This is a genomic window from Roseateles sp. Mitsp63, assembly GCF_059491535.1.
In genome coordinates, this window is the sequence record NZ_CP168509.1 from 3335101 (window position 1) to 3359091 (window position 23991).

General features: G+C 71.1%; 24 protein-coding genes. 10 read left to right on the forward strand and 14 right to left on the reverse strand.

Annotation, left to right across the window (positions count from 1 at the left end; genetic code table 11):
* Positions 1-266 precede the first annotated feature (266 nt).
* Positions 267-1067, forward strand: coding sequence for a flocculation-associated PEP-CTERM protein PepA (gene pepA, locus ACEN96_RS14780; RefSeq protein WP_495583849.1), 801 nt, complete (start codon positions 267-269; stop codon positions 1065-1067).
* 88 nt (positions 1068-1155) lie between these two features.
* Here pepA and ACEN96_RS14785 read toward each other — a convergent pair whose 3' ends face one another.
* From ACEN96_RS14785 to ACEN96_RS14820, 8 genes are all read right to left on the reverse strand, one after another.
* Positions 1156-1947 (reverse strand): Crp/Fnr family transcriptional regulator, encoded by a 792-nt coding sequence (locus tag ACEN96_RS14785; protein WP_495583850.1) that lies wholly within the window; start codon positions 1945-1947, stop codon positions 1156-1158.
* A 113-nt stretch (positions 1948-2060) separates the two neighbouring features.
* Complete coding sequence (locus ACEN96_RS14790) at positions 2061-2771, reverse strand: heavy metal response regulator transcription factor (RefSeq protein ID WP_495583851.1); 711 nt, start codon at positions 2769-2771, stop codon at positions 2061-2063.
* Positions 2772-2777: 6 nt separating this feature from the next.
* Positions 2778-5000, reverse strand: a complete 2223-nt coding sequence (paoC, locus tag ACEN96_RS14795; protein WP_495583852.1) for an aldehyde oxidoreductase molybdenum-binding subunit PaoC — start codon at positions 4998-5000, stop codon at positions 2778-2780.
* Complete coding sequence (locus tag ACEN96_RS14800; protein WP_495583853.1) at positions 4997-5962, reverse strand: FAD binding domain-containing protein; 966 nt, start codon at positions 5960-5962, stop codon at positions 4997-4999. Before ACEN96_RS14800 ends, paoC begins: the two co-directional genes overlap by 4 nt.
* A complete protein-coding gene (gene paoA / locus ACEN96_RS14805; RefSeq protein WP_495583854.1) occupies positions 5959-6699 on the reverse strand; it encodes an aldehyde dehydrogenase iron-sulfur subunit PaoA in 741 nt (246 codons plus the stop codon). Before paoA ends, ACEN96_RS14800 begins: the two co-directional genes overlap by 4 nt.
* Positions 6700-6948: 249 nt before the next feature.
* On the reverse strand, positions 6949-7131 hold the full coding sequence (locus ACEN96_RS14810; RefSeq protein WP_495583855.1) for a DUF3606 domain-containing protein: 183 nt from the start codon (positions 7129-7131) through the stop codon (positions 6949-6951).
* Positions 7132-7142: 11 nt separating this feature from the next.
* Complete coding sequence (locus ACEN96_RS14815; protein ID WP_495583856.1) at positions 7143-9278, reverse strand: sensor domain-containing diguanylate cyclase; 2136 nt, start codon at positions 9276-9278, stop codon at positions 7143-7145.
* A gap of 67 nt (positions 9279-9345) precedes the next feature.
* Complete coding sequence (locus ACEN96_RS14820; protein ID WP_495583857.1) at positions 9346-10863, reverse strand: RecQ family ATP-dependent DNA helicase; 1518 nt, start codon at positions 10861-10863, stop codon at positions 9346-9348.
* A gap of 184 nt (positions 10864-11047) precedes the next feature.
* Between ACEN96_RS14820 and ACEN96_RS14825 the strand changes: the two genes are divergently transcribed.
* Positions 11048-11203, forward strand: coding sequence for a DUF3309 family protein (locus ACEN96_RS14825; RefSeq protein ID WP_343640794.1), 156 nt, complete (start codon positions 11048-11050; stop codon positions 11201-11203).
* 33 nt (positions 11204-11236) lie between these two features.
* Here the strand turns inward: ACEN96_RS14825 and ACEN96_RS14830 are convergent, their stop codons facing one another.
* Together ACEN96_RS14830 and ACEN96_RS14835 are read right to left on the reverse strand one after the other, a co-directional pair.
* A complete protein-coding gene (locus ACEN96_RS14830) occupies positions 11237-12574 on the reverse strand; it encodes a 3-oxoacyl-ACP reductase (protein WP_495583858.1) in 1338 nt (445 codons plus the stop codon).
* Positions 12571-13419: an ATP-binding protein gene (locus ACEN96_RS14835; protein ID WP_495583859.1), complete on the reverse strand. Its 849-nt coding sequence runs from the start codon at positions 13417-13419 to the stop codon at positions 12571-12573. Before ACEN96_RS14835 ends, ACEN96_RS14830 begins: the two co-directional genes overlap by 4 nt.
* Positions 13420-13423: 4 nt before the next feature.
* On the opposite strand from ACEN96_RS14835, the gene ACEN96_RS14840 reads away from it, so the two are divergent.
* Entirely contained in the window at positions 13424-13936 is a 513-nt protein-coding gene (locus tag ACEN96_RS14840) for a DUF4148 domain-containing protein (RefSeq protein WP_495583860.1), read from the forward strand.
* A 189-nt stretch (positions 13937-14125) separates the two neighbouring features.
* Here ACEN96_RS14840 and ACEN96_RS14845 read toward each other — a convergent pair whose 3' ends face one another.
* Positions 14126-15184, reverse strand: coding sequence for an alpha/beta fold hydrolase (locus tag ACEN96_RS14845; RefSeq protein ID WP_495583861.1), 1059 nt, complete (start codon positions 15182-15184; stop codon positions 14126-14128).
* 324 nt (positions 15185-15508) lie between these two features.
* On the opposite strand from ACEN96_RS14845, the gene ACEN96_RS14850 reads away from it, so the two are divergent.
* The 4 genes from ACEN96_RS14850 to ACEN96_RS14865 all read left to right on the forward strand — a co-directional run bounded on the left by ACEN96_RS14850 (position 15509) and on the right by ACEN96_RS14865 (position 17669).
* Complete coding sequence (locus ACEN96_RS14850; protein WP_495583862.1) at positions 15509-16627, forward strand: beta family protein; 1119 nt, start codon at positions 15509-15511, stop codon at positions 16625-16627.
* A gap of 102 nt (positions 16628-16729) precedes the next feature.
* Positions 16730-16927, forward strand: a complete 198-nt coding sequence (locus ACEN96_RS14855) for an AbrB/MazE/SpoVT family DNA-binding domain-containing protein (RefSeq protein ID WP_495583863.1) — start codon at positions 16730-16732, stop codon at positions 16925-16927.
* Positions 16924-17166: an AbrB/MazE/SpoVT family DNA-binding domain-containing protein gene (locus ACEN96_RS14860; RefSeq protein ID WP_495583864.1), complete on the forward strand. Its 243-nt coding sequence runs from the start codon at positions 16924-16926 to the stop codon at positions 17164-17166. The genes ACEN96_RS14855 and ACEN96_RS14860 overlap by 4 nt, the downstream gene beginning before the upstream one ends.
* Positions 17166-17669 (forward strand): type II toxin-antitoxin system VapC family toxin, encoded by a 504-nt coding sequence (locus tag ACEN96_RS14865; RefSeq protein ID WP_495583865.1) that lies wholly within the window; start codon positions 17166-17168, stop codon positions 17667-17669. Before ACEN96_RS14860 ends, ACEN96_RS14865 begins: the two co-directional genes overlap by 1 nt.
* Here ACEN96_RS14865 and ACEN96_RS14870 read toward each other — a convergent pair.
* From ACEN96_RS14870 to ACEN96_RS14880, 3 genes are read right to left on the reverse strand one after another with little or no spacing between them, the layout of a single operon-like run.
* Positions 17587-18642 carry an aldose epimerase family protein gene (locus ACEN96_RS14870; protein ID WP_495583866.1) on the reverse strand — a complete coding sequence of 352 codons (1056 nt, stop codon included), beginning with the start codon at positions 18640-18642 and terminating at the stop codon, positions 17587-17589. The two genes, ACEN96_RS14865 and ACEN96_RS14870, sit on opposite strands and share 83 nt — an antisense overlap.
* Positions 18639-19583, reverse strand: coding sequence for an SMP-30/gluconolactonase/LRE family protein (locus tag ACEN96_RS14875; RefSeq protein WP_495583867.1), 945 nt, complete (start codon positions 19581-19583; stop codon positions 18639-18641). Before ACEN96_RS14875 ends, ACEN96_RS14870 begins: the two co-directional genes overlap by 4 nt.
* Positions 19580-20332, reverse strand: coding sequence for an SDR family NAD(P)-dependent oxidoreductase (locus tag ACEN96_RS14880; protein WP_495583868.1), 753 nt, complete (start codon positions 20330-20332; stop codon positions 19580-19582). Before ACEN96_RS14880 ends, ACEN96_RS14875 begins: the two co-directional genes overlap by 4 nt.
* Before the next feature lie 214 nt (positions 20333-20546).
* Here ACEN96_RS14880 and ACEN96_RS14885 point away from each other — a divergent pair, with 214 nt between their 5' ends.
* Genes ACEN96_RS14885 through ACEN96_RS14895 form a run of 3 tightly spaced genes read left to right on the forward strand, consistent with a single transcriptional unit; the run spans position 20547 to position 23925 of the window.
* Positions 20547-21476: a dihydrodipicolinate synthase family protein gene (locus tag ACEN96_RS14885; protein ID WP_495583869.1), complete on the forward strand. Its 930-nt coding sequence runs from the start codon at positions 20547-20549 to the stop codon at positions 21474-21476.
* Between the two features lie 29 nt (positions 21477-21505).
* Positions 21506-22954 carry an aldehyde dehydrogenase family protein gene (locus ACEN96_RS14890; protein WP_495583870.1) on the forward strand — a complete coding sequence of 483 codons (1449 nt, stop codon included), beginning with the start codon at positions 21506-21508 and terminating at the stop codon, positions 22952-22954.
* Positions 22954-23925: an arabinan endo-1,5-alpha-L-arabinosidase gene (locus tag ACEN96_RS14895; RefSeq protein WP_495583871.1), complete on the forward strand. Its 972-nt coding sequence runs from the start codon at positions 22954-22956 to the stop codon at positions 23923-23925. The genes ACEN96_RS14890 and ACEN96_RS14895 overlap by 1 nt, the downstream gene beginning before the upstream one ends.
* Positions 23926-23991 lie beyond the last annotated feature (66 nt).

The window sequence follows — 23991 nt, forward strand, 5'->3', positions numbered from 1 at the left end:
GAAAAGGCGCTGGCGAGCGCAGTAATTCGCGGCCTCGCGATTCGATTTGGCCCCGATGCCATCGGGGATGCGGGCTTTTCACCACGCCGGCCATCCCCGCGAATGCGGGGGCATTTCAGGCACGGCCTCCCCCTTTCGTCGCACCTTCCCGGTACATCCGCGCGGGGGCGCATTTTTATGTGGGTGGACGCACAGACTCCCTCTGTAGGGGGTGGTGAACTTCAGCGTCCGCGATGTGCGGACATCTCTCTATCGGAGCAACCACCATGACTCTGCCTTTGCTCTCCCGCAAGCCCGTGGCGTTCCAGCGTACCCTGCTGGCTCTCGCCTTGGCGGCTGCAAGCGCCAGCGCATCCGCGCTGCCGCAATTCACCTGGGACCCGGCCGCTGCCGGCTTGAACGGCTCGTCGTTCACTGCCGACAACCTGCTGGTTTCCAACTACTCCACCATCACATTCGGCGCGGGCAACGCGTTCGCTGAATCGGGCTATCTGTCGATCAGCGCGGCTCAGTTGGGCGGCACGACGCTGCCCTCGGGCGGTCTGAACTCGGACTACGGGTTCTACATCCGCTTCGACGGCGCCGGCACGCTGACGCAGAATGGCAACCCCGGCCAGGTGTCCACGACCGGCACGCTGACCTCGCTGTCCTACACGCTGTACGGCTACAACGGCACCGCGTCGTTCGGCTTCAGCGGCAACACCCCGACCGAGACCGCCGCCAATGAAGTCGCGCTGGCCTCCGGCTCGCTGGTGCTGGGCACCGTGGCCACCACGCCGCTGGGCGACGGCACCTTCAACCCGTCGGCCAACGCCAAGCTGACCCTGAACTGGCTGGTACCCGGTTTCCAGACCTCGCTGCCGCTCTACAACATGGCGCTGACGTCGTTCTCCAACACGACCTCGCAGGTGGAGCCGTTTGCCGGCGGCTTCCGCATCCGTCAGGGCGGCGGCTCGATCAACTTCGCGGCCGCTGCGGTTCCGGAGCCCTCGACCTACGCCATGCTGCTGGCCGGCCTGTGCGCGGTCGGCTTCGTGGCGCGTCGCCGCACCCGGTCGGAGAAGTGATCGGGAGACCGGCCCCGCGCGGGCCGGTCGGAGGTCCCGGGATCACCCCAGGGCATGCGGGTGCCCTCGATCCCGGACCTCGTGGTCCTCAGGCCTGCACGGCGACGGGCGCGAAGGTGGCAGAGGTGGCCGCGTTCACGCCGTCCGGTTCCTGGGGCAGCAAGCGAAGGAAGTCCTGCTTGAGCAGGGCATAGCACTCGCAAGCCCGGGCCTCCAGCCCCGGCCGGTCCAGCACCGCGACATGTCCGCGGGAGTAACGGATCAGGCCGGCGGCCTGGAGGCGCTGGGCGCTTTCGGTGATGCCCTCGCGGCGCACGCCCAGCAGGCTGGACACCAGCTCCTGCGTCACCGACAGTTCGCAATGGCCATGCTGGCGATCCAGGCACAGCAGCAGCCAGCGGCACAGCTGACGCTCCAGCGAATGATGGCGGTTGCACACCGCCGTGTGCGCGGCCTGCGTGATCAAGGACTGCAGGTAGCGCATGAGGCGCTGCACCACGGGCCCGCTGCGCAGCATCTCCTCGCGCACCACCGGGATGCGCATGCGGAACGCCAGGCCCGCGCGCTGCACCACGGCGCGGCAGGCGGGCGACTCGCCCCCCAGCGCGGCCGCGAGACCGGCGGCCCCTTCCGAACCGATCATCGCGATCTGCGTGGCATCGCCCGAATGCGTCGTGTGGATCAACGACACGATCGCGGTGATGGGGAAGTAGACGTGCAACGCGGGGCTGCCCGCCTCGAACAGGACGCGGCCCTTCAACAGCTCGACGGTCTCGAGCTGAGGGGACCAGCGCGCCTGGTCTTCCGCGGGCATCTGCGCGAGCAGCAGGTTGGCGCGCGGGGACGGGGCGGAAGGGTTTGCGGCAAGGGACAAGGACATCAATCGCTCCTGGAACGGGACCACTGTTCCAACCAGAGCGCTTGGCAATTCACGTGCCCGCCGGCCGCCGCGGGCCTCACGCGCGCGTGACAGGTGTGCCAAAACGTTTCGGTTCAGGCGGCATCGGTGGCCGCGGGCGCGCGGTCCTCGAGCACGTAGCCCATGCCGCGCACGGTGTGCAGCAGCGGCCGGTCGAAGGGCTTGTCCAGCTTGCCGCGCAGGCGCCGCACGGCGACCTCGACCACGTTGGTCTCGCTGTCGAAGTTCATGTCCCAGACCTGCTCGGCGAGCTCGGTGCGGGACAAGACCTGGCCCTCGCGCCGCAGCAGCAGCGTCAGCAGGGCGAGTTCCTTGGGCGTGAGGTCCAGCCGCTGGCCGGCGCGATGGACCTTGCGGCGCAGCAGGTCGACCTCCAGGTCGGCCAGGCGCAGCACCGCCGCCTCGGCGGACGGGGCCGCGCTGGCGCGGCGCAGCAGCGCCTGGATGCGCGCGACCAGTTCGGAGAAGGCGAAGGGCTTGACGAGGTAGTCGTCGGCGCCGGCCTGCAGGCCGCGGACGCGGTCCTCGACCTCGGCGCGCGCCGTGAGCATCAGCACGGGAAGGGTGCGCGTGTGGTCCTGCTGGCGCAGCGCGGCCAGCACCGCCAGGCCGTCGATGCCCGGCAGCACGCTGTCCAGCAGCACCAGGTCATAGGGCGCCTCGCTGGCCAGGTGCAGCCCGTCGACGCCATCGCGCGCCAGGTCGACGACAAAGCCTTCCTGAGTCAGGCCGCTGCGCAGGTAGTCGCCGAGCTTGTCCTCGTCTTCGATGACGAGCAGCTTCATGTCGCGTCAGGCCTCCTTTGGCAAGCCCTTCAACAGCTTGTCCAGCGTGACCGGATAGTCCCGCACGCGCACGCCGGTGGCGTTGTGGATGGCGTTGGCCACCGCCGCCGCGACGCCGCAGATGCCCAGCTCGCCGACGCCCTTGGCCTTCAGCGGCGACGAGATGGGATCCGTCTCGTCGAGGAAGATCACCTCCTGGTGCGGGATGTCGGCGTTGACCGGCACCTCGTAGCCGGCGAGGTCGTGATTGACGAAGAAGCCGCGACGCTCGTCGACATGCAGCGATTCCATCAGCGCCGCGCCCACGCCCATCGTCATCGCGCCGATGACCTGGCTGCGCGCCGACTTCGGATTCAGGATGCGGCCCGCCGCGCACACCGCCAGCATGCGGCGCACGCGCACCTCGCCGGTGTACGCGTCGACGGCCACCTCGCAGAAATGCCCGCCGAAGGTCGACTGCTGGTACTTCTTGTCCAGATCGCCGAACTCGATGCGGTCCTCCGCCGCGAGGCCCTCCACGCCCGCGACCTCGCCCAGCGCGAGGCTGCGTCCGCCGCCGCGCACCTGGCCGCCGGCGAACACCGCATCCTTCGGATCGAGGCCGGCCTTCTTCGCCACCATCTCGCGCAGCGCCATGCAGGCCGCGTAGACGCCGGAGCACGAGCTGTTGCCGCCCCATTGGCCGCCGGAGCCCGCCGACACCGGCAGCGCCGAATCGCCCAGCCGCACCACGACCTGCTCCAGGCCGACCCCCATCATCTCCGCCGCCGTCTGCGCCAGGATGGTGTAGCTGCCGGTGCCGATGTCGGTCATGTCGGTCTCGACGGTGACCAGGCCGTTGCGGTCCAGGCGCACGCGGGCGCCGGACTTCATCACCAGGTTGTTGCGGAAGGCCGCCGCCATGCCCAGGCCGATCAGCCATCGGCCGCCCGGCCCCTCGCGCCGCTGGCCGGGCGCGGCGCGGCGGCTCCAGCCGAAACGCTCGGCGCCGGTGCGCAGGCATTCCGTCAGGCGCCGCTGCGAGAAGGGGCGCTCCGGCTTCTCCGGATCCACCTGGGTGTCGTTGAGGATCCGGAACTGCACCGGGTCCATGCGGAGCCGCTCCGCCATCTCGTCGATCGCGATCTCCAGCGCCATCAGGCCGGGCGCCTCGCCGGGCGCGCGCATCGCGTTGCCTTCCGGGAGGTCGAGCACCGCCAGCTTCATCGCCGTCATCCGGTGCGCGCCGGCGTACAGCAGCCGCGTCTGCGCGACCGCGGTCTCGGGGCTGCCGCCGGGCAGGTCGCCGGACCAGCTCTCATGGGCGATGCCGGTGATGCGGCCGTCGCGGCCGGCGGCGATGCGGATGCGCTGGATCGTCGCGGGCCGGTGCGTCGTGTTGTTCATCATCAGCGGGCGCTGCAGCGCGACCTTCACCGGACGGCCCGAGGCCTTCGCGCCAAGCGCCGCCATCAGCACGTCCGCGCGCAGGAACAGCTTGCCGCCGAAGCCGCCGCCGACGAAGGGCGAGATCAGCCGCACCTTGTCGCGCGGCAGGCCGAGCGTGCGGGCCAGGTCGCCGCGGCCCCAGTCCACCATCTGGTTGGCGGTCCAGACCGTCAGCCGGTCGCCTTCCCACACCGCCAGCGTCGCATGCGGTTCCATCATCGCGTGGCTCTGGTCAGGCGTGGTGTAGGTCTCGTCGAGCTTCACCGCGGCCTGCGCGAAGGCGGCATCGAAGTCGCCGACGCGGGTCTCGGGCGGCGTGCCGCCGGGGCCGTCGTCCTGCTTGGGCGGCTTGGCCTGGTCCTTGGCGCGGGCCAGGCTGAACGCGCCGGCTTCGGGCGTGTAGTCGACGCGGATGAGCGCCGCGGCGGCGCGCGCCTGCTCGAAGCTTTCGGCCACGACGACGGCGATGGCCTGGTGGTAATGCTCGATCGCGGGCCCGCCCAGCAGCGAGGCGGTGTTCATGCGGCCCTTGCCCAGCTTGCCCGCGTTCTTCGCGGTGACGACGGCCAGCACGCCGGGCGCGCTCTCCGCGGCGTGGACGTCCATCGCGGCGATGCGGCCCTTGGCGATGCCGGCGCCGACGACGACGCCATAGGCCGGGTTCCTCGCGACGTCATGGCGCTCGTAGGCATAGGGCGCGGTGCCGGTGGTCTTGCGCGGCCCGTCGATGCGGTCGGTCGGCCGGCCGACGATCCGTCCCTGGTCGATCGGGTTGGTGGTGGCGGGGGTATCGAATTTCATGCGGTCCTCCCGGACGTCGAAGCCTGCGCGAGCACCGCGGCGAGCGTGCGCTCGACCAGCGGCAGCTTGAAGGCGTTGTCCGCCGTCGGCTTCGCGCCGGCGAGCACGATCCGCGCCGCCGAGGCGGCGCCCTGGCGGAGCGCCGCCTCGGCGGCCTCGACGCGCCAGGGCTTGGGCGCGATGCCGCCGACGGCGAAGCGGCCGCTGCCGTCGCGCTGGATCACCGCGGCGACGGACACCAGCGCGAACGCATAGGACGCGCGGTCGCGGACCTTGTGATACAGGTGCGTCCCGCCCAGCGGGCGGGGCAGCGTGACGGCGGTGATCAGTTCGCCGGGCTCGAGCACCGTCTCGACGTGCGGCGTGTCGCCGGGCAGGCGATGGAAGTCGGCGATCGGGATGCGCCGCGGGGCGCCGCTCGGGCGCGAGGTCTCGACCGTCGCGTCCAGCAGGCGCATCGCGACGGCCATGTCGCTGGGATGCTGCGCGATGCAGGCGTCGCTGACGCCGATCACCGCGAGCGGCCGGCTCATGCCGCCGATCGCCGGGCAGCCGCTGCCGGGGCGGCGCTTGTTGCAGGGCTGGTCGGTGTCATAGAAGTAGGGGCAGCGCGTGCGCTGCAGCAGGTTGCCGGCCGTCGTCGCGCGATTGCGCAGCTGGCCCGACGCGCCCGCCAGCAGGGCGCGGGACAGCACGCCGTAATCGCGCCGCACGCGCGGATCGGCGGCCAGGTCGGTGTTGCGCACCAGCGCGCCGATGCGCAGGCCGCCGTCGGCGGCCGGTTCGATGCGATCCAGGCCAAGGCCGTTGACGTCGATCAGGTGGGCGGGCGTCTCGATCTGCAGCTTCATCAGGTCGAGCAGGTTGGTGCCGCCGGCGATGAAGCGGGCGCCGGGTTCGCGCGCCGCGGCGGCCACGGCGGCGGCCGGGGAGGGCGCGCGCTCGAAGGTGAAGGGCTTCATGCGGGCCTCCGGTCGTTGGCACCCGGGACGGGGACGCCGGCCACCTCGGCCATGGCGTCGATGATGTTGGAGTAGGCGCCGCAGCGGCACAGATTGCCGCTCATGCGCTCGCGGAGCTCGTCGATGGAGAGCAGCGGTCGGGTGGTCAGGTCGGGCGTCACGTGGCTGGGCTGCCCGGCCTTGATCTCATCGAGCACCGCGACCGCGGAGCAGATCTGGCCCGGGGTGCAGTAGCCGCATTGGTAACTGTCGTGGCGCACGAAGGCGGATTGCATCGGGTGGAGTTTTTCCGGCGTGCCCAGGCCTTCGATGGTGGTGATGGCGGCGCCTTCGTGCATCACGGCGAGGGTGAGGCAGGCATTCACGCGGCGGCCGTCCAGATGGATGGTGCAGGCGCCGCATTGGCCGTGGTCGCAGCCCTTCTTGGTGCCGGTGAGCTGCAGGTGCTCGCGCAGCAGGTCGAGCAGGGAGGTGCGGTTGTCGACGGCCAGCGTGTGGACCTGGCCGTTGACGGTGAGCGTGACACGGGTGCTGGCCACGAGGTTCTCCTGTGGGGATGCGCCGGGACGGGAGGCGGATTGGGCGGCGGCGTCAAGCGGCGCGCCGGCGGCGACGGCGGCTGAAGCGCCCGCCCCGGCGATCAGCACGCCCCGGCGGGAGATCGCAGGGGATTCAGCGTCGCGTGGGACTGCGCCCGGGGGAGACAGGGAAGACGCGAAGTCCGTGTCGGCATCCATGCTGGGTACTCCTGGCTGGCCGGGATCGGCAAACCATCCAGGCAGCAATCGATGTGCCTAGCGGAAGCTGGTGCGCAAGAACTCCCTCGCCCCCCGCGAGGGGGGAGAGGGCAGGGGAGAGGGGGTGCTTCGAAGGGCAGCAGCGCTGTGGCACGAGCCCCCTCTCCCCTCCCTCTCCCCGCTGGGGCGAGGGGGTAAGAAGGAGCGAGCACCGCAGTACTGCTTGCGCCGCTGGCGCTCACGCGCCCCTCATCGGTGCGCCTGGAGCCACTCCTCGACGGATTTCGCGCTGGTCCCGACCGCATCCACCGCGTGCCGCAGCAACTCCGGCGAGACCCCGAAGCGCTCGCCCCAATAGCGCAGCTCATAGTCATCCTGCACATTGACCCGATGCCGGTCGCTGGTGTGCGGACTGGAGGTTTCCTCGGTCATGGCGCTCTCCCTCAACGGGCCTTCTTCGACGGCGGCAGCCGGCTGCTGTCTTCCCCGTCGAGCGTGGCGCCTGGATCTTCCTCCCCGGCGACCGATTCGTCGAACGAATGGTCCGGCACGGCCGGCGGCCCCGGATCCTTCGGCCGCGCCGGTTCCGCGGCCGGCCCCCGGTCGGTCCCCGGCTCCGGCGCTGGGCTCGAAGGCGTGTCGATCGCGTCGACCGGTGTCGGCGCATCCGGCCCGACCGAGGTCGCGGGCGCGTTCGTGGCGTTCATGGTGTTTCCCGGCATGCTGCTGGCCGACACGATCCGGCTCTTGCCGGCCCGCTTGGCCATGGTCATCGCCGTCTCGGCCAGTCGCATCAGCGACTCGGCCTGGCGGCCGTGGTGCGGGGCAAACGCGATGCCGATGCTCGCCGTCACCGCGCAGTGGCCGCCGTCGGGCAGCCGGATCGGCTCCCGCAGCGCATCCAGCATCCGCCGCAGCGCCGGCTCCGCCTCGTGCTCGGCGCGCAGCGCGGTCAGCAGCAGCGCGAACTCGTCGCTCCCCATGCGCGCCACCAGATCGTGGTGGCGCACCCCGCCCAGCAGCCGCTGCGCGACCACCCGGAGCGCCACGTCCCCGGCCTCATGGCCGAACTCGTCGTTCAGTTCCTTGAAGTGGTCCAGGTCCACCCAGCACACCGCCACCAGCCCGACGCGCTCGCCCAGCAGCGTCAGCGCGCCGGCCAGCCGCTCGGTGAAGCGCACGCGGTTGGGCAGGCCCGTCAGCCCGTCATGCACCGCCAGGTGCTGCGCGGTCGCCTCGCTCTCCTTGAGCGCGGTGATGTCGACCATCATCCACAGCGACTCGCGCGCCGACACCGACGCGCCGCTCAGGTCGATCCACACCGGCGTCCCGTCCTTGCGCCGCATCCGCAGCTGCCGCCGGAAGCGCCGGCCCGATTCGATCGCCGGATAGGCCGCGTCGCCGACCTCGCGGAAGCTCTCGTCGTCCAGATAGAGCAGCCGCGTCGGCTCGCCGACCAGTTCGTCCGCGGCGTACCCGAACAGCGTCGCCATGGCGCGGTTCTTCCAGACCACCGTGCGGTCGCGCAGCCGCATCATGCCGACCATGTCGTTGTCCAGCATCAGCGCCTGCTCCAGCGCCAGGCGCTGCAGGCCGGCGGCGGCGCGCCGGTCCCGGCGCTGCTGCAGGAACACCAGCACCGAGCAGCCCAGCACCGTCAGGATCACCGCCGCCGCCAGCGCGCCCTGCTGCAGCGCCTCGCCGCGCCAGGCGGCCAGGAAGTCGGCGGTGCTGGCCCCGGTGAAGACCGCCAGCGGATAGCCGCGCACCTGGCGGTAGCAGGTGATGCGCTCGATGTTGTCGAGCCGGGTGCGCGTCATGTACCAGCCCTGCTGCGGATTGGCCGCCATCTTGCGCATCAGGTCCTCGGACACGATCACGTCGCCGACGCCGCGGATCGAATGCGGCTCGGCCGCCGAGTAGCGCGCGATCAGCCGCTGGCTGCGCGTGCGCAGCGAGATCGCGCCCTCCGACCCGATGGTCAGGCCCTTGAAGCCCTCGATGAAGTGCTCGGTCGACAGCGTCGTGTAGACGACACCGGCGAAGGCGCCGTCGTCGGTCTCCAGCCGCCGCGCCACGACGATGCCCCATTTGCGCAGCACGCGGCCGAACAGCGGCTCGGAGATCACCGCGCCGTCGCCGTCGCGGGCGCGCTGGAAGTAGTCGCGGTCGCCGACGTTCACCGAGCTTTCGCCGGCGGTCAGGCCGTGGACGACCTGGCCGCGCGCGTCGGTCATGCGGATGGCGTCGACCTGCGGCAGCAGGCTGCGCTGGTCGGCGAGGGCACGTTCCAGCGTCTGCGCGGCCTGCTCCGGCGTGCCGCCGGTGCGGCGGTACTGCAGCGCCAGCGTCGACAGCGCGTTGTCCACCTGCTTGAGCTCGGCGCCGATCTCGATGCTGAGGCTGGCGGCGAGGTTCTCGGTGGTCTCGCGGGCGCGGGTCAGGTCGGACTCGCGGCCGGCCTGCAGCGCCAGCCAGGTCGCGGTGACGATGGCCGCGGCGATGACGAGGTTGCCCGCGGCCAGCCAGGCGGCCAGCCGGGTCAGCGAGCGAGGGGTGTAGGGGGCGGGTCGTTCCATCGGATGCGCGCGGGACCGGCCATCCTAACCGCGCCGCGCGCCTCGTGGGAGCGCCAAGGGGACGGCCTCAGGCCTGCCGCGCCGTCTCGCGTTCGTGCGCGTCCATCCGCTCGCAGCTGTCGCAGGCGTGGCAGCGCTCGAAGTCCGCCGACTCGTCGAAGGCCTCGAGGATCAGCCGCCACCGGCACCGGCCGCTCTGCGCGTAGTCCACCATCTGCGCCAGCCGCCGCCGGTCCTGCCCGGCCTTGGCCTCGTAGCGCGCGATCGCCTCGGCCAGCGTGCGGGCGGCGCCGGGTCCCCGCGCCGCCGCGTCCAGGACACCGTCGTGCTCGGTCAGCCAGCCCTCGTCGGCGAGCAGCCCCGCCAGCACCTTCAGCTTGGTGAGCGGCCGCCGGGTGCGGCGCTTCAGCGCCTCCAGCGTCCATCCGGCGCCGTCGGGCGGCGGCGCGCGCAGCGCCTCCATCAGGGCCTGCGCGTCCGCCTCGGACGGATAGCGGCCGTTGAGGAAGAACTGCTGCACCGACCGGTCTCCCGGCACGAACAGCAGCGTGCAGTCCGCCCGCCCGCCGTCGCGGCCGGCGCGTCCCGACTCCTGGTAATACACGTCCAGCCCGGCGGGCAACTGGTAATGGACGATGCGCCGGATGTCCGGCTTGTCGATGCCCAGCCCGAACGCGTTCGTCGCCACCATCACGCGCGCCTGGCCGCCCATGAACCGGTCCTGCGCCTCGTGGCGCGACGCGGCGCGCAGCCGGCCGTGATAGAGCGTGGACGCGATGCCCGCGCCCAGCAGCGCCTCGTGCACCGACTCGGCGGCTTTTACCGTCGCGGTGTAGACGATCGTCGAAGGGAGGCCGCCGGCATCCGCCGTGTCCCCGCCGGCCTCCAGCAGCGCCAGCAGCCGCCGGCGCTTGTCGTCCTCGTCGGCCAGCGGCTCGACGCGGTAATGGAGATTGGGCCGGAAGCTGCCGCCGACCAGGCATCCGGCCGCCGGAATGTCGAGCTGACGGGCGATGTCGTCGACGACCTCGGCGCTGGCCGTCGCCGTCAGCGCGAGCACCGGCGGCTTGCCCAGGCGCTCGCGCGCCTCGCCGATGCGCAGGAACGCGGGGCGGAAGTCGTGTCCCCAGGCCGAGATGCAGTGCGCCTCGTCGACCACCAGCAGATCGGTCGGCCGCTCGGCCAGCCGGTCCAGCCAGCCGTCGTCGGCCAGCCGTTCGGGCGTGAGCAGCACGACCCGCGCGCTGCCGTCCAGCGCGGCGCGTTCCTGCGCCGCGGCCGTGGCGGCGTCCAGGCCGCTGTGCACCTGCGCCGACGCGATGCCCAGCGCCTCCAGCCGCTCGCACTGGTCCTTCATCAGCGCGATCAGCGGCGACACCACCACCGTGCGGCCCGGCAGCAGCGCCGCGGGCAACTGGTAGCACAGCGACTTGCCCGCGCCGGTCGGCATCACCGCCAGCGTGCCGAGCCCGCGCAGCACGCGGTCGACCACGTCCTTCTGTCCCGGCCGCCAGACCCGCAAGCCGAAACGGCGCAATTGCTGCTGGATGAGTTTCTCGGCGGGGGGGCGGCGGCGTGCGGGCATGGGCGGTGTCGAGGGGAGGGCCGCGCCTCTGAGCAAGCCACGCGCCCGATCACGCCCCGCCGCCCGGCGGCGTCGTCACCGGGTCCGTGAACCGGGCACAGGGGTTGCCAAGTCCCCGGCATCCCCGTGTCGCGGCGCGATGACGCCCGGGCGCGGATCCGATTCACGAGACCCGGAGGTCCGAATGATCACCACCATCCTGCTTGTCGTCCTGATCCTGCTGCTGATCGGCGCGCTGCCGTCGTGGCCCCACAGCCGCGGCTGGGGTTACTACCCCAGCGGCGGCCTGGGCCTGGTGGTGGTGATCCTGATCATCCTGCTGCTGCTGGGCTACATCTGACGGCGCCCTCGCGCCGATTTCCGCCGGAGCGGGTCAGGCGCCGAGCAGCGACTGCCCGCACACGCGCAAGACCTGGCCCGTCAGCGGCAGCGCGCCCGGCGACGCGAGGAAGGCGATCGCCTCCGCCACGTCGCCCGGCGTGCCGCCTTGCTTCAGCGCGTTGAGCCGGCGGCCGGCCTCGCGCACCATCACCGGCATGCGGCGCGTCATGGCGGTCTCGATGAAGCCCGGCGCAACCGCGTTGATCGTGCCGCCGATCGTGTCCATCGCGGCCGCCCGGGCCGCCGCGTAGCCGATCAGCGCGGCCTTCGAGGCGCTGTAGTTCGTCTGTCCCGCGTTGCCGGCGATGCCGCTGATCGACGACAGGCAGAGTTCGCGCGCGCCGGCGTTGAGCAGGCCCGCCTCGTCCAGCCTGGCATCGATCGCCAGGATCGCCGCCAGGTTCACGGCCATCACCGCGTCCCACTGCGCCGCGGACATCCGGGCCAGCGTGCGGTCGCGCGTGATGCCGGCGTTGTGCACCAGCACGTCGATGCCGCCTAGGCGCCGCGCCGCGTCGGCCAGTTCATCGAGCGCGCCCGGCGCCGTGAGGTCGGCGGCCAGCAGGGCGCCGCCGATCTCGCGCGTCAGCGCCTCCAGGGGCGCCCGGGCCGCGGGAACGTCAATGCACAGGACGCGCAGGCCGTCCAGCGCCAGCCGGCGCGCCGTCGCCGCGCCGATGCCGCCGGCCGCGCCGGTGACGAGTGCCACGCGCGTCCGGGCCGGCTCGCCGATCAAGGCGGCGGCCGCGTGATCCGGCTCCTTGCGCCAGGTCAGCACCTGGCCGGACACATAGGCCGAGCGGTCCGTCGCGAAGAAGCCCAGCGCGCCCGCCAGCGCCGCGGCGGAGGCGGCGCCTTCCTGCAGCACGAGGGCGTTGGCCGTCGCGCCGCGGCGTCCGATCTCCTTGGCCAGCGCGCGGATGAAGCCGGGCACCGCCTGCAGGCAGGCGGCCTCGGCGGCGCTGGAGACGCCGCGGGAGGTCAACGCCAGCACGCGAGCGCGCGGCGCCAGGCGCGCGACGGCGTGCTGCGCCTGCTCGAACAGCGCATGCAGCGCCGCGATGTCGCGGCAGCCGGTCGCGTCGATGACCAGCGATTGCACCGGCCCGTCGCCGCTGGACGAGCCGCCTTCCGCGACGATGGCGGCCAGCAGCGACGGCATCGGCGCGGCGCTTCCTGGCGCGATGGCGAGCACCGTGCGGCCCGCGAGTTCCTTGTCCGTCCAGGCGTCCTGCCGCCGCGCGAGCGCCACGGGCCGGGGCAGGTTCAAGGCGCGCGCGAGGCGGCGGCCCAGGGGATGCTGGACGAACGAGAGCAGGCGGTCGGTCATGTCGGCGTGGACGGCGTGGACGGGGGCAAGGGGTGTGAGCGGCGCGCAGTGTAGGCGCGCGGTGCCGAGGCGCCGGTCAAGGTCAACCCGATGCGGGTCTGCGCCACATCCGAGCGCGCGAACGGCGCGCCGCCATGCATCCGCGCGATCGCGTCGACGATCGACAGGCCCAGGCCGAGGTGGTCGGCGCCGTGCGCGCGGCGCGGGGCGGGCTCGGCGCGGTAGAAGCGGTCGAACAGGCGCGGCAGGCGGTCGGCCGGGATGACCGGCCCCTCGTTCGCGACCCACAGGCGCACCAGCCCCGAGCGCGAGCGTTCGATGCCCACGCGCAGCGCGCTGCCCGCCGTCGCGTAGCGGGTGGCGTTGCCGATCAGGTTGGACAGCGCGCGCTTGAGGAGCGCCGCGTCGAAGTCGCCCGCGGCGTCGCCCTCGACGCGGCAGCCGAGTCCGGCGTCCTCCAGCGCCGCGTCGTGGAACGCCACGACCTCGCGGGCCAGCGCGGCCAGGCTGTCGACGCGCTCGCGCCGCGCGCGCTGTCCGCCGTAGGCCCGTGACAGGAACAGCATGTCGGCGACGATGCCGTCCATGCGCCGCAATTCCTCGAGGTTGGCGCCGAGCCGGTCCACCGCCTGCGGCGGCAGGCCGCGATCGCGCATCGCGAGCTCGGTGCCGGTGATCAGCGTCGCCAGCGGCGATCGCAGTTCATGGGCCACGTTGGCGCTGAAGGCCTCCATCTGCGCATAGGAGCGCCGCTGGCGCTCCAGCATCGCGTTGAGCTGGTCGACGCGCTGGCGCAGCGCGCGCAGCAGTCCGCCGGCGCTGCGCAACGATGACAAAACGGTCATCCGCATGTCCGCCTCGCGTCAGCACGCCGGCCGTAGAGTGGATGCCAACCTGTTTGAAAGGAGTTTCACCATGCGTCACTTCCAGAAGCTGTCGATCCCGATCGGCATCGCCGCGGTGACCGCGGCGCTGGCTGTGCCTGCGTTCGCGCAGGTCGAAGAGGAAATCATGTCCGGCCCGAAGTCGCGTGACCAGGTGGTCGCCGAGCTTGAGCAGGCGCGCGCCGACGGCGCGCTCGACCAGATGCGCGGCGAGCAGACCTACGCGCCCGACTTCGACGAGGCCAGGGGCTTGGATGTCCGTTATTCCAATCGTCAGGCCGAGGCCGACACGACGGTGGGCATGTCCTCGGACACCAACTCGGAGCTGCGCTTCGGGGCTCCAGCGGCAGGCGGCAAGACGCGTGCCCAGGTGATCGATGAACTGGAACGCGCTCGCGCCGATGGGTCGCTGGACCGCATCTGGAGCGAGCAGGGATATGCGCCGGAGTTCGAGGCGGCGCATTCGTCGCGTCCTTGAACGCTCCGTCTGCGCGGCACCGGCCGCGACGATCCGCGTGTCGGGTCCGAGCGAGACAGTGCCGGCCAGCCGGACCGAAGGATGGACGCCGGGAGGATCCGACCAGGAACGAACGATCCTCCACTTCGAGCAACGGGGCTCCCACGCGGGAGCCCCGCTTTCATTGGGGCGCCGGACGCGCCCCGCGGCTCAGGGCCGCGTGACGTCGATGACGGCCTGCGCGAAGGCCTTGGGCGCCTCCTGCGGCAGGTTGTGGCCGATGCCGCCGCTCAGGTCGCGGTGCTCGTAGCGGCCGGCGAACTTGGCCCGGTAGGCCGACGGCGCCGGGTGCGGCGCGCCGTTGGCATCGCCCTCGAGCGTGATCGCCGGCAGCGCGATCCGCGGTGCGGCGCCGATGCGGGCCTCGATCTCGTCGAAGCGCGATTCGCCATCGGCCAGGCCCAGGCGCCAGCGGTAGTTGTGGACCACGATCGCGACGTGATCCGGGTTGTCGAAGGCGGCGGCGCTCCGGGCGAAGGTCGCGTCGTCGAAGCGCCATTGCGGCGAGGCCAGTTGCCAGATCAGCCTCGAGAACTCGGCGCGGTACTTCTCGTAGCCGAGGCGGCCGCGCTCGGTCGCGAAGTAGTACTGGTACCACCACTGCAACTCGGCGGCGGGCGGCAGCGGCTGCTCGTTGACCTTGCGGCTGACCAGCAGGTAGCCGCTGACGGACACCAGCGCGGTGCAGCGCTCGGGCCACAGCGCGGCGAGGATGCCCGCCGTGCGCGCGCCCCAGTCGCAGCCGGCGACGATCGCCCTGGGCATGCGCAGCGCATCCATCAGCGCGATCGCGTCGCGCGCCAGCGCGCCCTGCTGGCCGTTGCGCGGCGTGGCGTCCGAGAGGAAGCGCGTCGTGCCATAGCCGCGGGCGTAGGGAACGATCACGCGATAGCCGGCGGCGGCCAGCAGCGGGGTGACCTCCTCATAGGTGTGCACGTCGTAGGGCCAGCCGTGCAGCAGCAGCACGGGCGGGCCGTCCGCGGGGCCGGCTTCGACGTAGCCGACGCGCAGGTCGCCGGCATCGATGTGCTTGAGCGTGCCGAACGAGGGCGCGATCGCGATGGCGGACCCGCCGGCAGGCGCGGGGCTGGCGCCGAATGCAATGCCGGGCAGCAAGCCGCCCAGCGGCAGGACGGCCGCGGCCGAGGCGGCGGCGCCCACGCGCAGGAACTGGCGGCGGGGCAGGGGAGTCTCGATCGGATCGGTCATGTCGGGTCTCGATGTGTGGTGGGGACAACCGCAGTGGACCCGCGCGATGTATCCCCGGCTTGTCAGGCAACGACCCGGTTTGCATGCGGCTGTGAGCGCGAAGCCGGTGGATACACGGCCATACAAACCCGGAGAAGACCGGGAGAAGACGCGGCGAAGCGGCGGAAAGCGGCAGAGAGCGGCGGAGAGCGGCGGAGAGCGGCGCGATCTCTGACATCGATCAAACCGTCCCCTGGCTTTCGCGTCCAGGCGTTCCTAGCCTGCCCGTCCGGGCGCGCGGTGCGTCCGGACGGACGAGGGCGAAGGCCCGGGGGGAGCATGCGAATGGTTGAGGTGTCGCTGGACGAGATCGTCTACTTTCCGTCGCTGCGCACGCAGCCGGCGGAGCTGCGCGCGCTGCGCGAGCTGGACAGGGCGCGCAAGCGCGGGATGCTGCCGCTGATGCAGCTGGTGCCCGAGGCGCGCATGCCGGACGTGGGGGACTTCCGCCGCGCCGCGCAGCAGGCCGGGGAGGTGATGCAGGGGTTGCCGCATCTGATCGATCTCGGACGGGCGCCGCTGCAGCACGCGCTGGCCTGGCGGCGGCTGGCGGATCCGGCGCAGGGCTTCCGCGCGTGGCGGGAATTCGCGCGCGGGCTTCGGCAGGACGTCATTCCGGTGGTGCAGATGAACGCCACCGCCGGCGAGCGCGCCATCGTGCAGCAGGCGGCGGGGATAGAGCGGGACTTCGGGCTCGCGGTGTTCCGGCTGCGCGGGCCGGTGCCGTTGGCGGCGGCGATGGAGCGCGCGATCGACGGACTGATCCGGCCCGAGCGGGCGATCGTCGTGCTGGACTTCGGCACCGAGCGCGAATGGCTGCTGGGCTGCGCGGGCAGCGGGCGGGAGCTGCTCGCGCGCTGGCGGGCGCGGTGGCCCGGGCTGCGGGTGGTGGTGATGGGCAACAGCTTCCCGGCGACCGCGCAGTGGGTGGGCCGGGCGCCGTTCGGCGAGACGCCGCGCTCGGGGCGGCTCGCGATCCTGGAGCGGGAGCTGCATCAGCGGATGGGCGGCTGGCCGCTGGTCGATTACGGCGATCACGCCGCGATCCACGCGCCCAGCGAGCCCGGGCCGGAGCTGCCGGGCGGGGTGGTGCGGATCGACTATCCGTGGCAGGGCGAATGGCGTTTCGAGCGCCGCCGCCGCGAGACCAGCGACGAGGCGAATCGCGACGCGGCGCTGGCGATCGTCGCGGCGGCGCCGTCGTTCGGGGAACGCGGCCTGTGGGGTGAGCACGAGATCCAGGAGGCCTCGAACGGACGGGTGTACGCGCGTGGGCGCGAGGCGTGGACGGCGGTGCGCGTGAATCTGCATCTGGCGACGCAGGTGGATGAGATGCGGAGCTTCCGGTTGTCCAGCGACACGACTCATCCACGGGAGCGCGATGCCTCGTCGGAGTCGGCATGAGCCCATGTCGACAGGTCCGAGTCATGGAACCGGCAGCGGGGTGTTCCTACAGTGGGTGCCTCGCTTCGAAAGGAGAGCGCTTTGTCGACATCGAGGATGGAGATGAACGGCCGCATCGTGGTGCCGAAGGACATCCGCAAGGCGGTCGGGGCCCGGCTGGGTACCCGCTTTACTTGGGAGCTTCAGGAGGACGGCAGCATCCGGGTCACCGCCAAGTCGAGGCGTCCGACGGACGCCGACCAGACGTCATTGCCGCCAGAAGGCGAAAGCACAGCTCAAAGCAAGGAGTTCAAACAATGAGCAAGAAGGAGCATTCAATGGAAGAGTCATTCCTGAACGCGAAGGGGCAACTGACCTTGCCCGCGTCGATCCGCAAGAAGCTGGGTGCCAAAGCCGGTACGCGCTTTCTCTGGGGACTGATGCCCGATGGCACGCTGCTCGTGCAGCCGAAGAACAGGTCCATCCTGGACATGGCCGGCATGCTGGTCCCTCAGGACGGGATTCATGTGTCGATCGAAGAAATGAATCCCTGGGTCTGATGAGCGCCGTCGACACCAATGTCCTGGTTCGCTACATAGTCCGGGACGATGCGCTCCAGTTGCAGTCGGTCGTTCGACTCATGGAACGGAGCATCGCTCGCGGTGAACCCATGTTCGTGCCGGTCACGGTCCTGCTCGAACTTGAATGGGTGCTCCGAACTCGATTCAAGTTCAGCAAGGAGAGCGTGATAGAAGCGTTCCATACGCTGTTCTCTGCAAACGAACTTGCGTTTGAATCGCTATTTGCGGTCAGGAAGGCGCTTCGCTCCTACCGCACGAGCGTTGCCGATCTCGCGGACTGTTTTCACTTGGCGCTCGTGAATCAATCCGGCGAATGCCCGATGTTCACCTTCGATCGACAAGCGGCCCGGATGGACGGCGCGAGGCTGCTGTCCGCAGCCTCGCTCGATGAGATGGACCTCAGCGCGTGGAAAACCGATGCAGCGTCCGGCTCTTATAGACCTCCCCGGGTCTCAGCACCGTGGACGGCCAGTCCGGGCTGACCGGGCGGTTCGGCGAGTCCGGGTTGTGCTGCGTTTCCAGGCAGATGCCGTCGCCTTGGCGGTGGAACTCCCCGCCGCTGCCGAGCAGGCTGCCATCGAGGAAATTCCCCGAATAGAACTGCATCGCCGGCTCGGTCGTCAGCACTTCCATCGTCCGGCCCGACACCGGATCACGCAGCCGCGCGGCCAGATGCAGCTCGCCGTCGAAGGGCGCATCGAACACCCAGCTGTGGTCATAGCCCTTGCCCCGCTGCAATTGCGGATGCGCATGACGCAGCCGCGATTCGATGATCCGGGGCTCGCGGAAGTCGAAGGGCGTCTCGGCCACGGGCGCGATCGCGATCGGAATCGCCGCCGCGTCGACCTCGCAGTAGCGGCTCGCGGGGATCTGCAGCTCATGCCCCAGCGCCGAGCCACGCCCCGCCAGGTTGAAGTAGTCGTGGTGCGTCAGGTTCACCACCGTCGGGCGGTCGGTCGTCGCCTCGTACTCGATCTGCCAGCCCATGTCCTCGACCAGCCGGTAGCGCACCGTCGCCTGCAGCCGCCCCGGGAAGCCTTGATCCCCATCGGGGCTGTCCAGGTCGAAGCGCAGGCAGCTGTCGCTCTCCGCCTCGGCGCGCCAGAGCTGCAGGCCGAAGCCGCGCGGGCCGCCGTGCAGGCAGTTGACGCCATCGTTGGCCAGCAGTGCCTGGCGTTCGCCATCGAGGCGGAAAGCCGCATCCGCGATCCGGTTGCCGTAGCGCCCCACGATCACGCCGAAATGCGGATTGCGCAGCACGTAGTCCTCGAGCGTCGGCAGCCCCAGCACGACGTTCGCGAGTTCGCCGCGCGCGTCGGGCACCTCCAGCCGCGTGACGAGCCCGCCATAGGTGATCGCCGACAGCCGCAGCCCGCGGCCGTTGTCCATCGTGTACTCATGCACCGGCCGCCCGTCGGGCAGGTGGCCGTAGACCTTGCGTTGAATCGGTGTCATGTGATTTGGAATCGGTGAGGTGCCAGGCCGCGATGGCCTTGCGGGTCGAGCTCGAACAAGGCGCCCGCCAGCGCTTCATGTTCGCACTGCTTGCGGGCGGTGATGACGAACAGGCGGTCCAGCGCGGGCCCGCCAAACACGGGGCAGGTGGGCTGCGAGGCCGGCAAGGGCAGGCGCAGGGTCTCGCGCCCCTGCGCGTCGAAACGGATCACGACGCCATCGCCCCAGATCGCCGACCACAGTCCGCCGTCCGAGTCGACCGCCGCGCCATCGGGTTCGCCGCCCTCCATCGGCAGCTGCGCGAAGACGCGCCGCTCGCCAAGCCGCCCATCGGCGTGGTAGTCCATCGCCCAGATCGTCCGGGTGGGGGAGTCGGTGTAGTAGAGCGTTCCCCCATCGGGGCTGAAGTTGAGCGAGTTCCCCACGATCCCGGGCGGCAGCGGCAGGCGCTCGACCTTCAGGCCGCGTCCGATGCCGATGCCCGCCATTTCCGCGCGGTAATAGCCGCCGACCGGAGCGCCATGGGGATTGAACATGCCGAAGACGAAACGGCCCTGCGGATCGCAGCGCCCGTCGTTGATGCGGGTGCGCGGCTCGTCGGCCTCGACCGGGACCAGCGGGCCGATCTCGCCGCTCGCCAGGTCGAACAGCGCCACGCCGGACGCCAGTCCCAGCAGCAGCCGTCCCGGCGCGTCGCACAGCGCGAAGCTGCCCAGCGGCTCGGGCATGGCCCAGTGCGTGAGCTGGCCCTGGGCCGGACCCTCGGCCTGGCCCTGGGCCTGACTCCCATGCGCCTGCCAGCGCGACAGCCGCTGGCCGTCGATGTCGGTCCAGTACAGCGCCTGCTCGCGGTCGCACCACAGCGCGCATTCGCCGAGCCGCTCCCGGCAATCGACATGGACCCGGGCCGCGCCCGCCACCGCGCGATCCGGTGCCGTCATGCCCAGCCCCCGTCGACGATGTAGTCCTGCGCGCTGCACATCGCGCTGTCGTCGGCCGCGAGGAACAGCGCCAGCGCCGCGACATGGTCCGGCATCAGCGGCTGCTTCAGGCACTGGTTGGCGTCGATCTCCTTCTTGGTCTCGTCGTTGACCCAGAGCTGGAGCTGTTTCTCCGTCATGACCCAGCCCGGCACCAGCGTGTTGACGCGGATGTTGAAGGGCCCGAGGTCCCGCGCCAGCGAGCGCGTCAAGCCCTGCACGCCGGCCTTGGACGTGGTGTACGCCGCCATGCCGCCCTGCATCAGCATCCAGCTGAACGAGCCGAAGTTGATGATGGAGCCGCCGCCCAGCGCCTTCATGTCGGGCGCCACCGCCTGCGCGGCGAAGAACTGGTGCCTGATGTTGACGGCGATCGCCTGGTCCCAGAACTCGGGCGTGACGTCCTCCAGCGCGTGGCGCTTGTCGTTGGCGGCGTTGTTCAGCAGCGCCTTGAAGGGCCCGCCCAGTTGCTCGCGCAGCGTCGCGATCGCGGCGCGCAGCTGCGCGATGTCGGTCAGGTCGGCGGCGACGAAGGCGCTGCCCGGCAGCTTCGCCGCGAGCGCGTGGCCGGCTTCGGCCGCGATGTCGATGAAGCCCACCCGCGCGCCCTGCGCGGCGAAGCGCTCCACCAGCGTCGCGCCGATGCCGGTCGCTCCGCCGGTGATGAGCACGCGCTGCTCGCGCAGGCTGGGATAGATGGCGCTGGTCATGTCGTCTCCGTGTCTGCGGGCGCGAGTGTCGCGCCTCTTCGTGGGGTCGTGCGCGAAGCCGCCGCCACGCGGCCGGCTTCCGAGGCGCTGATTCTATAAGTCTGACTATTTATTGAGTCAAATCCATTCGATTGAGGGTTTGCCCGGATACGTACAGTCATAAAGTAATACTTTAATTCGATCCCACAAGAGTCCTGAGAACCCTGGAGACAACATGAGCCTGAGCTTCCCTCGGCCCTACAAGGGCGTGTTCCCGGTCGTCCCGACCACGTTCGACGAGCAGGGCGGCCTCGACCTCGAGAGCCAGAAGCGCTGCATCGACTTCATGATCGACGCCGGCTCCAACGGGCTGTGCATCCTGGCCAATTTCTCGGAGCAGTTCGTGCTCGGCGACGACGAGCGCGCCGTGCTGACACGGACCATCCTGGAGCACGTCGGCGGCCGCGTGCCGGTGATCGTCACGACGACGCACTACAGCACCCAGATCTGCATTGAGCGCAGCCGCATGGCGCAGGCGCTGGGCGCGGCGATGGTGATGGTGATGCCGCCGTACCACGGCGCGACGCTGCGCGTCGGCGAGGCCGGCATCCACGAGTTCTACGCCCGGCTGTCGGATGCGATCGACATCCCCGTGATGATCCAGGACGCGCCGATGTCCGGCACGCCGCTGCCGGCGCCCTTCCTGGCCCGCATGGCCAAGGAGCTCGAGCAGATCCGCTACTTCAAGATCGAGACCGCCGGCGCCGCGAGCAAGCTGCGCGAGCTGATCGCGCTGGGCGGCGAGGCCATCGAGGGCCCGTGGGACGGCGAGGAGGCGATCACGCTGCTGGCCGACCTCGATGCCGGCGCGACCGGCGCGATGACCGGCGGCGCGTTCCCGGACGGCATCCGCCGCATCGTCGATGCCTACGCCGCGGGCGACCGCGAGACCGCCGTGGCCGAGTACGGCCGCTGGCTGCCGCTGATCAACTACGAGAACCGCCAGGGCGGCATCCTGACCGCCAAGGCGCTGATGAAGGAGGGCGGCGTGATCGCCTGCGACCTGCCGCGCCATCCGTTCCCGACGATGAACCCGCACGTGCGCGCGGGCCTGCTGGACGCGGCCAAGCGCCTCGATCCGCTGGTGCTGCGCTGGGCGCGCTGAATCCCTTCGACTTCCACCCGAGCCCTGTCATGAGCCAGATCCCCGAGTTCAAGAACTACATCGGCGGCGAATGGGTCGCCGGCGTCGACCAGCGTCCCAACATCAACCCGTCCGACACCGGCGACGTGATCGGCCTGTACGCGCAGGCGGACGCCGCGCAGACCGAGACCGCCATCGCCGCGGCGCAGGCCGCGTTCCCGGCCTGGGCCTCGAGCACGCCGCAGCAGCGCTTCGACGTGCTGGACGCGGTGGGCAACGAGCTGCTCGCGCGCCGCGACGAGATCGGCCGCCTGCTGTCCCGCGAGGAGGGCAAGACGCTGGCCGAAGGCCTGGGCGAGACCCACCGCGCCGCGATGATCTTCAAGTTCTTCGCCGCCGAGGCGCTGCGCTGCGGCGGCGAGACGCTGGCCTCGGTGCGGCCCGGCGTGTCGGTGGACGTGATCCGGCAGCCGGTGGGCGTCGTCGGCCTGATCGCGCCGTGGAACTTCCCGATCGCGATCCCGGCCTGGAAGATCGCGCCCGCGCTGGCCTACGGCAACACCGTCGTCTTCAAGCCGGCCGAGCTGGTGCCGGGCTGCGCCTGGACCATCGCCGAGATCCTGTCGCGCACCGCGCTCACCAAGGGCGCCTTCAACCTGGTGATGGGCGCGGGCTCGCAGGTGGGGCAGACGCTGGTGGATTCGCGTCAGGTCAAGGCGCTGAGCTTCACCGGCTCGGTCGCGACCGGCCGCCGCATCATCTCGGCCTGCGCCGCGCGCCAGGCGAAGGTGCAGGCGGAGATGGGCGGCAAGAATCCGCTGATCGTGCTGGACGACGCGGACCTGGGCGTGGCCGTCAACTCGGCGGTGCAGAGCGCGTTCTTCTCGACCGGCCAGCGCTGCACCGCGTCGAGCCGGATCATCGTCACGCAAGGCATCCACGACCGCTTCGTCCAGGCCGTCGTCGAGAAGCTGCGCACGCTCAAGATCGATCACGCGCTCAAGGCCGGCACCGACATCGGCCCGGTCGTCGACCAGCGCCAGCTCGACCAGAACCTGCGCTATGTCGAGATCGCGAAGCGCGACGGCGGCACGCTGGCCTTCGGCGGCGAGGTCGTCGAGCGCGAGACGGCCGGCTTCTACCAGCTGCCGGCGCTGATCACCGAGACCACGAACGCGATGACGATCAGCCGCGAGGAGGTCTTCGGCCCGGTGGCCAACGTCGTGCGGGCGCGTGACTACGACGAGGCGCTCGCGCTGGCCAACGACACCGAGTTCGGCCTGTCCGCCGGCCTCTGCACGCAGTCGCTGAAGCACGCGGCCCATTTCAAGCTGCATTCGCAGGCGGGGATGGTGATGGTCAACCTGCCGACGGCGGGCGTGGACTATCACGTGCCCTTCGGCGGCACGAAGGGCTCCAGCTACGGGCCGCGCGAGCAGGGCAGCTACGCGCGCGAGTTCTACACGACGGTCAAGACCGCCTACACCTTCCCCGGCTGATGGCCTCGACCGCGCCTCGCGTCCGCGGCGCCGTGGCGGTGATCGCCGCGGTGGCGCTGGCGGCCTGCTCCAGCGCGCCGCCGCCCGGCGCGGGTCCCGAGGACCCGGCCGGCGCGCACGACCCGACGCTGATCGAGCAGGGCGGCGCCTTCCACGTCTTCACGACGGGGCCCGGCATCCAGCATCTGCGCTCGGACGATGGGCGCCGGTGGCGGCGGCTGGCGCCCGCGTTCACCCAGGCTCCGGCCTGGTGGGCCGAGGCGGTGCCGGCGCATCGCGGGCTGGACGTCTGGGCGCCGAAGGTCGTCGCGCTCAAGGGGCGCTACTGGCTGCTGTACTCGATCTCGACCTTCGGGAAGAACCGCTCGGCGATCGGCCTGGCGAGCAGCGGGACGCTCGACGGCCCCTGGCAGGACGAGGGCATGGTCGTGCACAGCGTTGAGGGCGATGACTTCAACGCGATCGATCCGGACCTCTTCGTCGATGCGAAGGAGGCGGGCGGTGACGGCCGGATCTGGTTCAGCTACGGCTCGTTCTGGGGCGGGATCCGCGTCGCCGCGTTCGACCCGGAGACGATGCGGCCGAGCGGTCCGGCGCGTTTCATCGCGCGGCGCAAGGCCGGCATCGAGGCGCCCACGATCGTGCGGCACGGCGAATGGGTCTACCTGTTCGTCTCGCACGACCTGTGCTGCCGCGGCATGGCCAGCAGCTACAACATCCGCGTCGGGCGCTCGCGCTCGGCGCTAGGGCCCTTCCTCGACAAGGAAGGGCGGGATCTGATGGACGGCGGCGGCACGCTGGTGGAGCAGGGCGGCGGCCGCTGGATCGGACCGGGCCATCAGGACGTCGTTGGCCGATGGATCGTGCGGCATGCCTATGACGGCGAAGATCGCGGCAAGCCCAAGCTGCGCCTGGACGAGCTGCGGTGGACCGGCGACGGCTGGCCCGCGCTGGCGCCGGGCGGGCGCTGAGACGGCACGCGGCACGCGGCCCGCGGATGGCCGCGGCCCTTCAAGAAGACAAAAAGACATCAGGAG

Bases quoted from the DNA above. Each gene is read 5' to 3' on its own strand.
- ACEN96_RS14835 (WP_495583859.1), bottom strand. From the start codon at position 13,419: ATGACCGTTTTGTCATCGTTGCGCAGCGCCGGCGGACTGCTGCGCGCG.
- ACEN96_RS14840 (WP_495583860.1), top strand. From the start codon at position 13,424: ATGTCCGCCTCGCGTCAGCACGCCGGCCGTAGAGTGGATGCCAACCTG.
- ACEN96_RS14860 (WP_495583864.1), top strand. From the start codon at position 16,924: ATGAGCAAGAAGGAGCATTCAATGGAAGAGTCATTCCTGAACGCGAAG.
- ACEN96_RS14865 (WP_495583865.1), top strand. From the start codon at position 17,166: ATGAGCGCCGTCGACACCAATGTCCTGGTTCGCTACATAGTCCGGGAC.
- ACEN96_RS14800 (WP_495583853.1), bottom strand. From the start codon at position 5,962: ATGAAGCCCTTCACCTTCGAGCGCGCGCCCTCCCCGGCCGCCGCCGTG.
- ACEN96_RS14825 (WP_343640794.1), top strand. From the start codon at position 11,048: ATGATCACCACCATCCTGCTTGTCGTCCTGATCCTGCTGCTGATCGGC.
- ACEN96_RS14855 (WP_495583863.1), top strand. From the start codon at position 16,730: ATGAACGGCCGCATCGTGGTGCCGAAGGACATCCGCAAGGCGGTCGGG.
- ACEN96_RS14895 (WP_495583871.1), top strand. From the start codon at position 22,954: ATGGCCTCGACCGCGCCTCGCGTCCGCGGCGCCGTGGCGGTGATCGCC.
- ACEN96_RS14815 (WP_495583856.1), bottom strand. From the start codon at position 9,278: ATGGAACGACCCGCCCCCTACACCCCTCGCTCGCTGACCCGGCTGGCC.
- ACEN96_RS14845 (WP_495583861.1), bottom strand. From the start codon at position 15,184: ATGACCGATCCGATCGAGACTCCCCTGCCCCGCCGCCAGTTCCTGCGC.
- paoA (WP_495583854.1), bottom strand. From the start codon at position 6,699: ATGGATGCCGACACGGACTTCGCGTCTTCCCTGTCTCCCCCGGGCGCA.
- ACEN96_RS14850 (WP_495583862.1), top strand. From the start codon at position 15,509: ATGGTTGAGGTGTCGCTGGACGAGATCGTCTACTTTCCGTCGCTGCGC.
- ACEN96_RS14790 (WP_495583851.1), bottom strand. From the start codon at position 2,771: ATGAAGCTGCTCGTCATCGAAGACGAGGACAAGCTCGGCGACTACCTG.
- ACEN96_RS14810 (WP_495583855.1), bottom strand. From the start codon at position 7,131: ATGACCGAGGAAACCTCCAGTCCGCACACCAGCGACCGGCATCGGGTC.
- ACEN96_RS14890 (WP_495583870.1), top strand. From the start codon at position 21,506: ATGAGCCAGATCCCCGAGTTCAAGAACTACATCGGCGGCGAATGGGTC.
- ACEN96_RS14870 (WP_495583866.1), bottom strand. From the start codon at position 18,642: ATGACACCGATTCAACGCAAGGTCTACGGCCACCTGCCCGACGGGCGG.
- pepA (WP_495583849.1), top strand. From the start codon at position 267: ATGACTCTGCCTTTGCTCTCCCGCAAGCCCGTGGCGTTCCAGCGTACC.
- ACEN96_RS14820 (WP_495583857.1), bottom strand. From the start codon at position 10,863: ATGCCCGCACGCCGCCGCCCCCCCGCCGAGAAACTCATCCAGCAGCAA.
- paoC (WP_495583852.1), bottom strand. From the start codon at position 5,000: ATGAAATTCGATACCCCCGCCACCACCAACCCGATCGACCAGGGACGG.
- ACEN96_RS14785 (WP_495583850.1), bottom strand. From the start codon at position 1,947: ATGTCCTTGTCCCTTGCCGCAAACCCTTCCGCCCCGTCCCCGCGCGCC.
- ACEN96_RS14880 (WP_495583868.1), bottom strand. From the start codon at position 20,332: ATGACCAGCGCCATCTATCCCAGCCTGCGCGAGCAGCGCGTGCTCATC.
- ACEN96_RS14885 (WP_495583869.1), top strand. From the start codon at position 20,547: ATGAGCCTGAGCTTCCCTCGGCCCTACAAGGGCGTGTTCCCGGTCGTC.
- ACEN96_RS14875 (WP_495583867.1), bottom strand. From the start codon at position 19,583: ATGACGGCACCGGATCGCGCGGTGGCGGGCGCGGCCCGGGTCCATGTC.
- ACEN96_RS14830 (WP_495583858.1), bottom strand. From the start codon at position 12,574: ATGACCGACCGCCTGCTCTCGTTCGTCCAGCATCCCCTGGGCCGCCGC.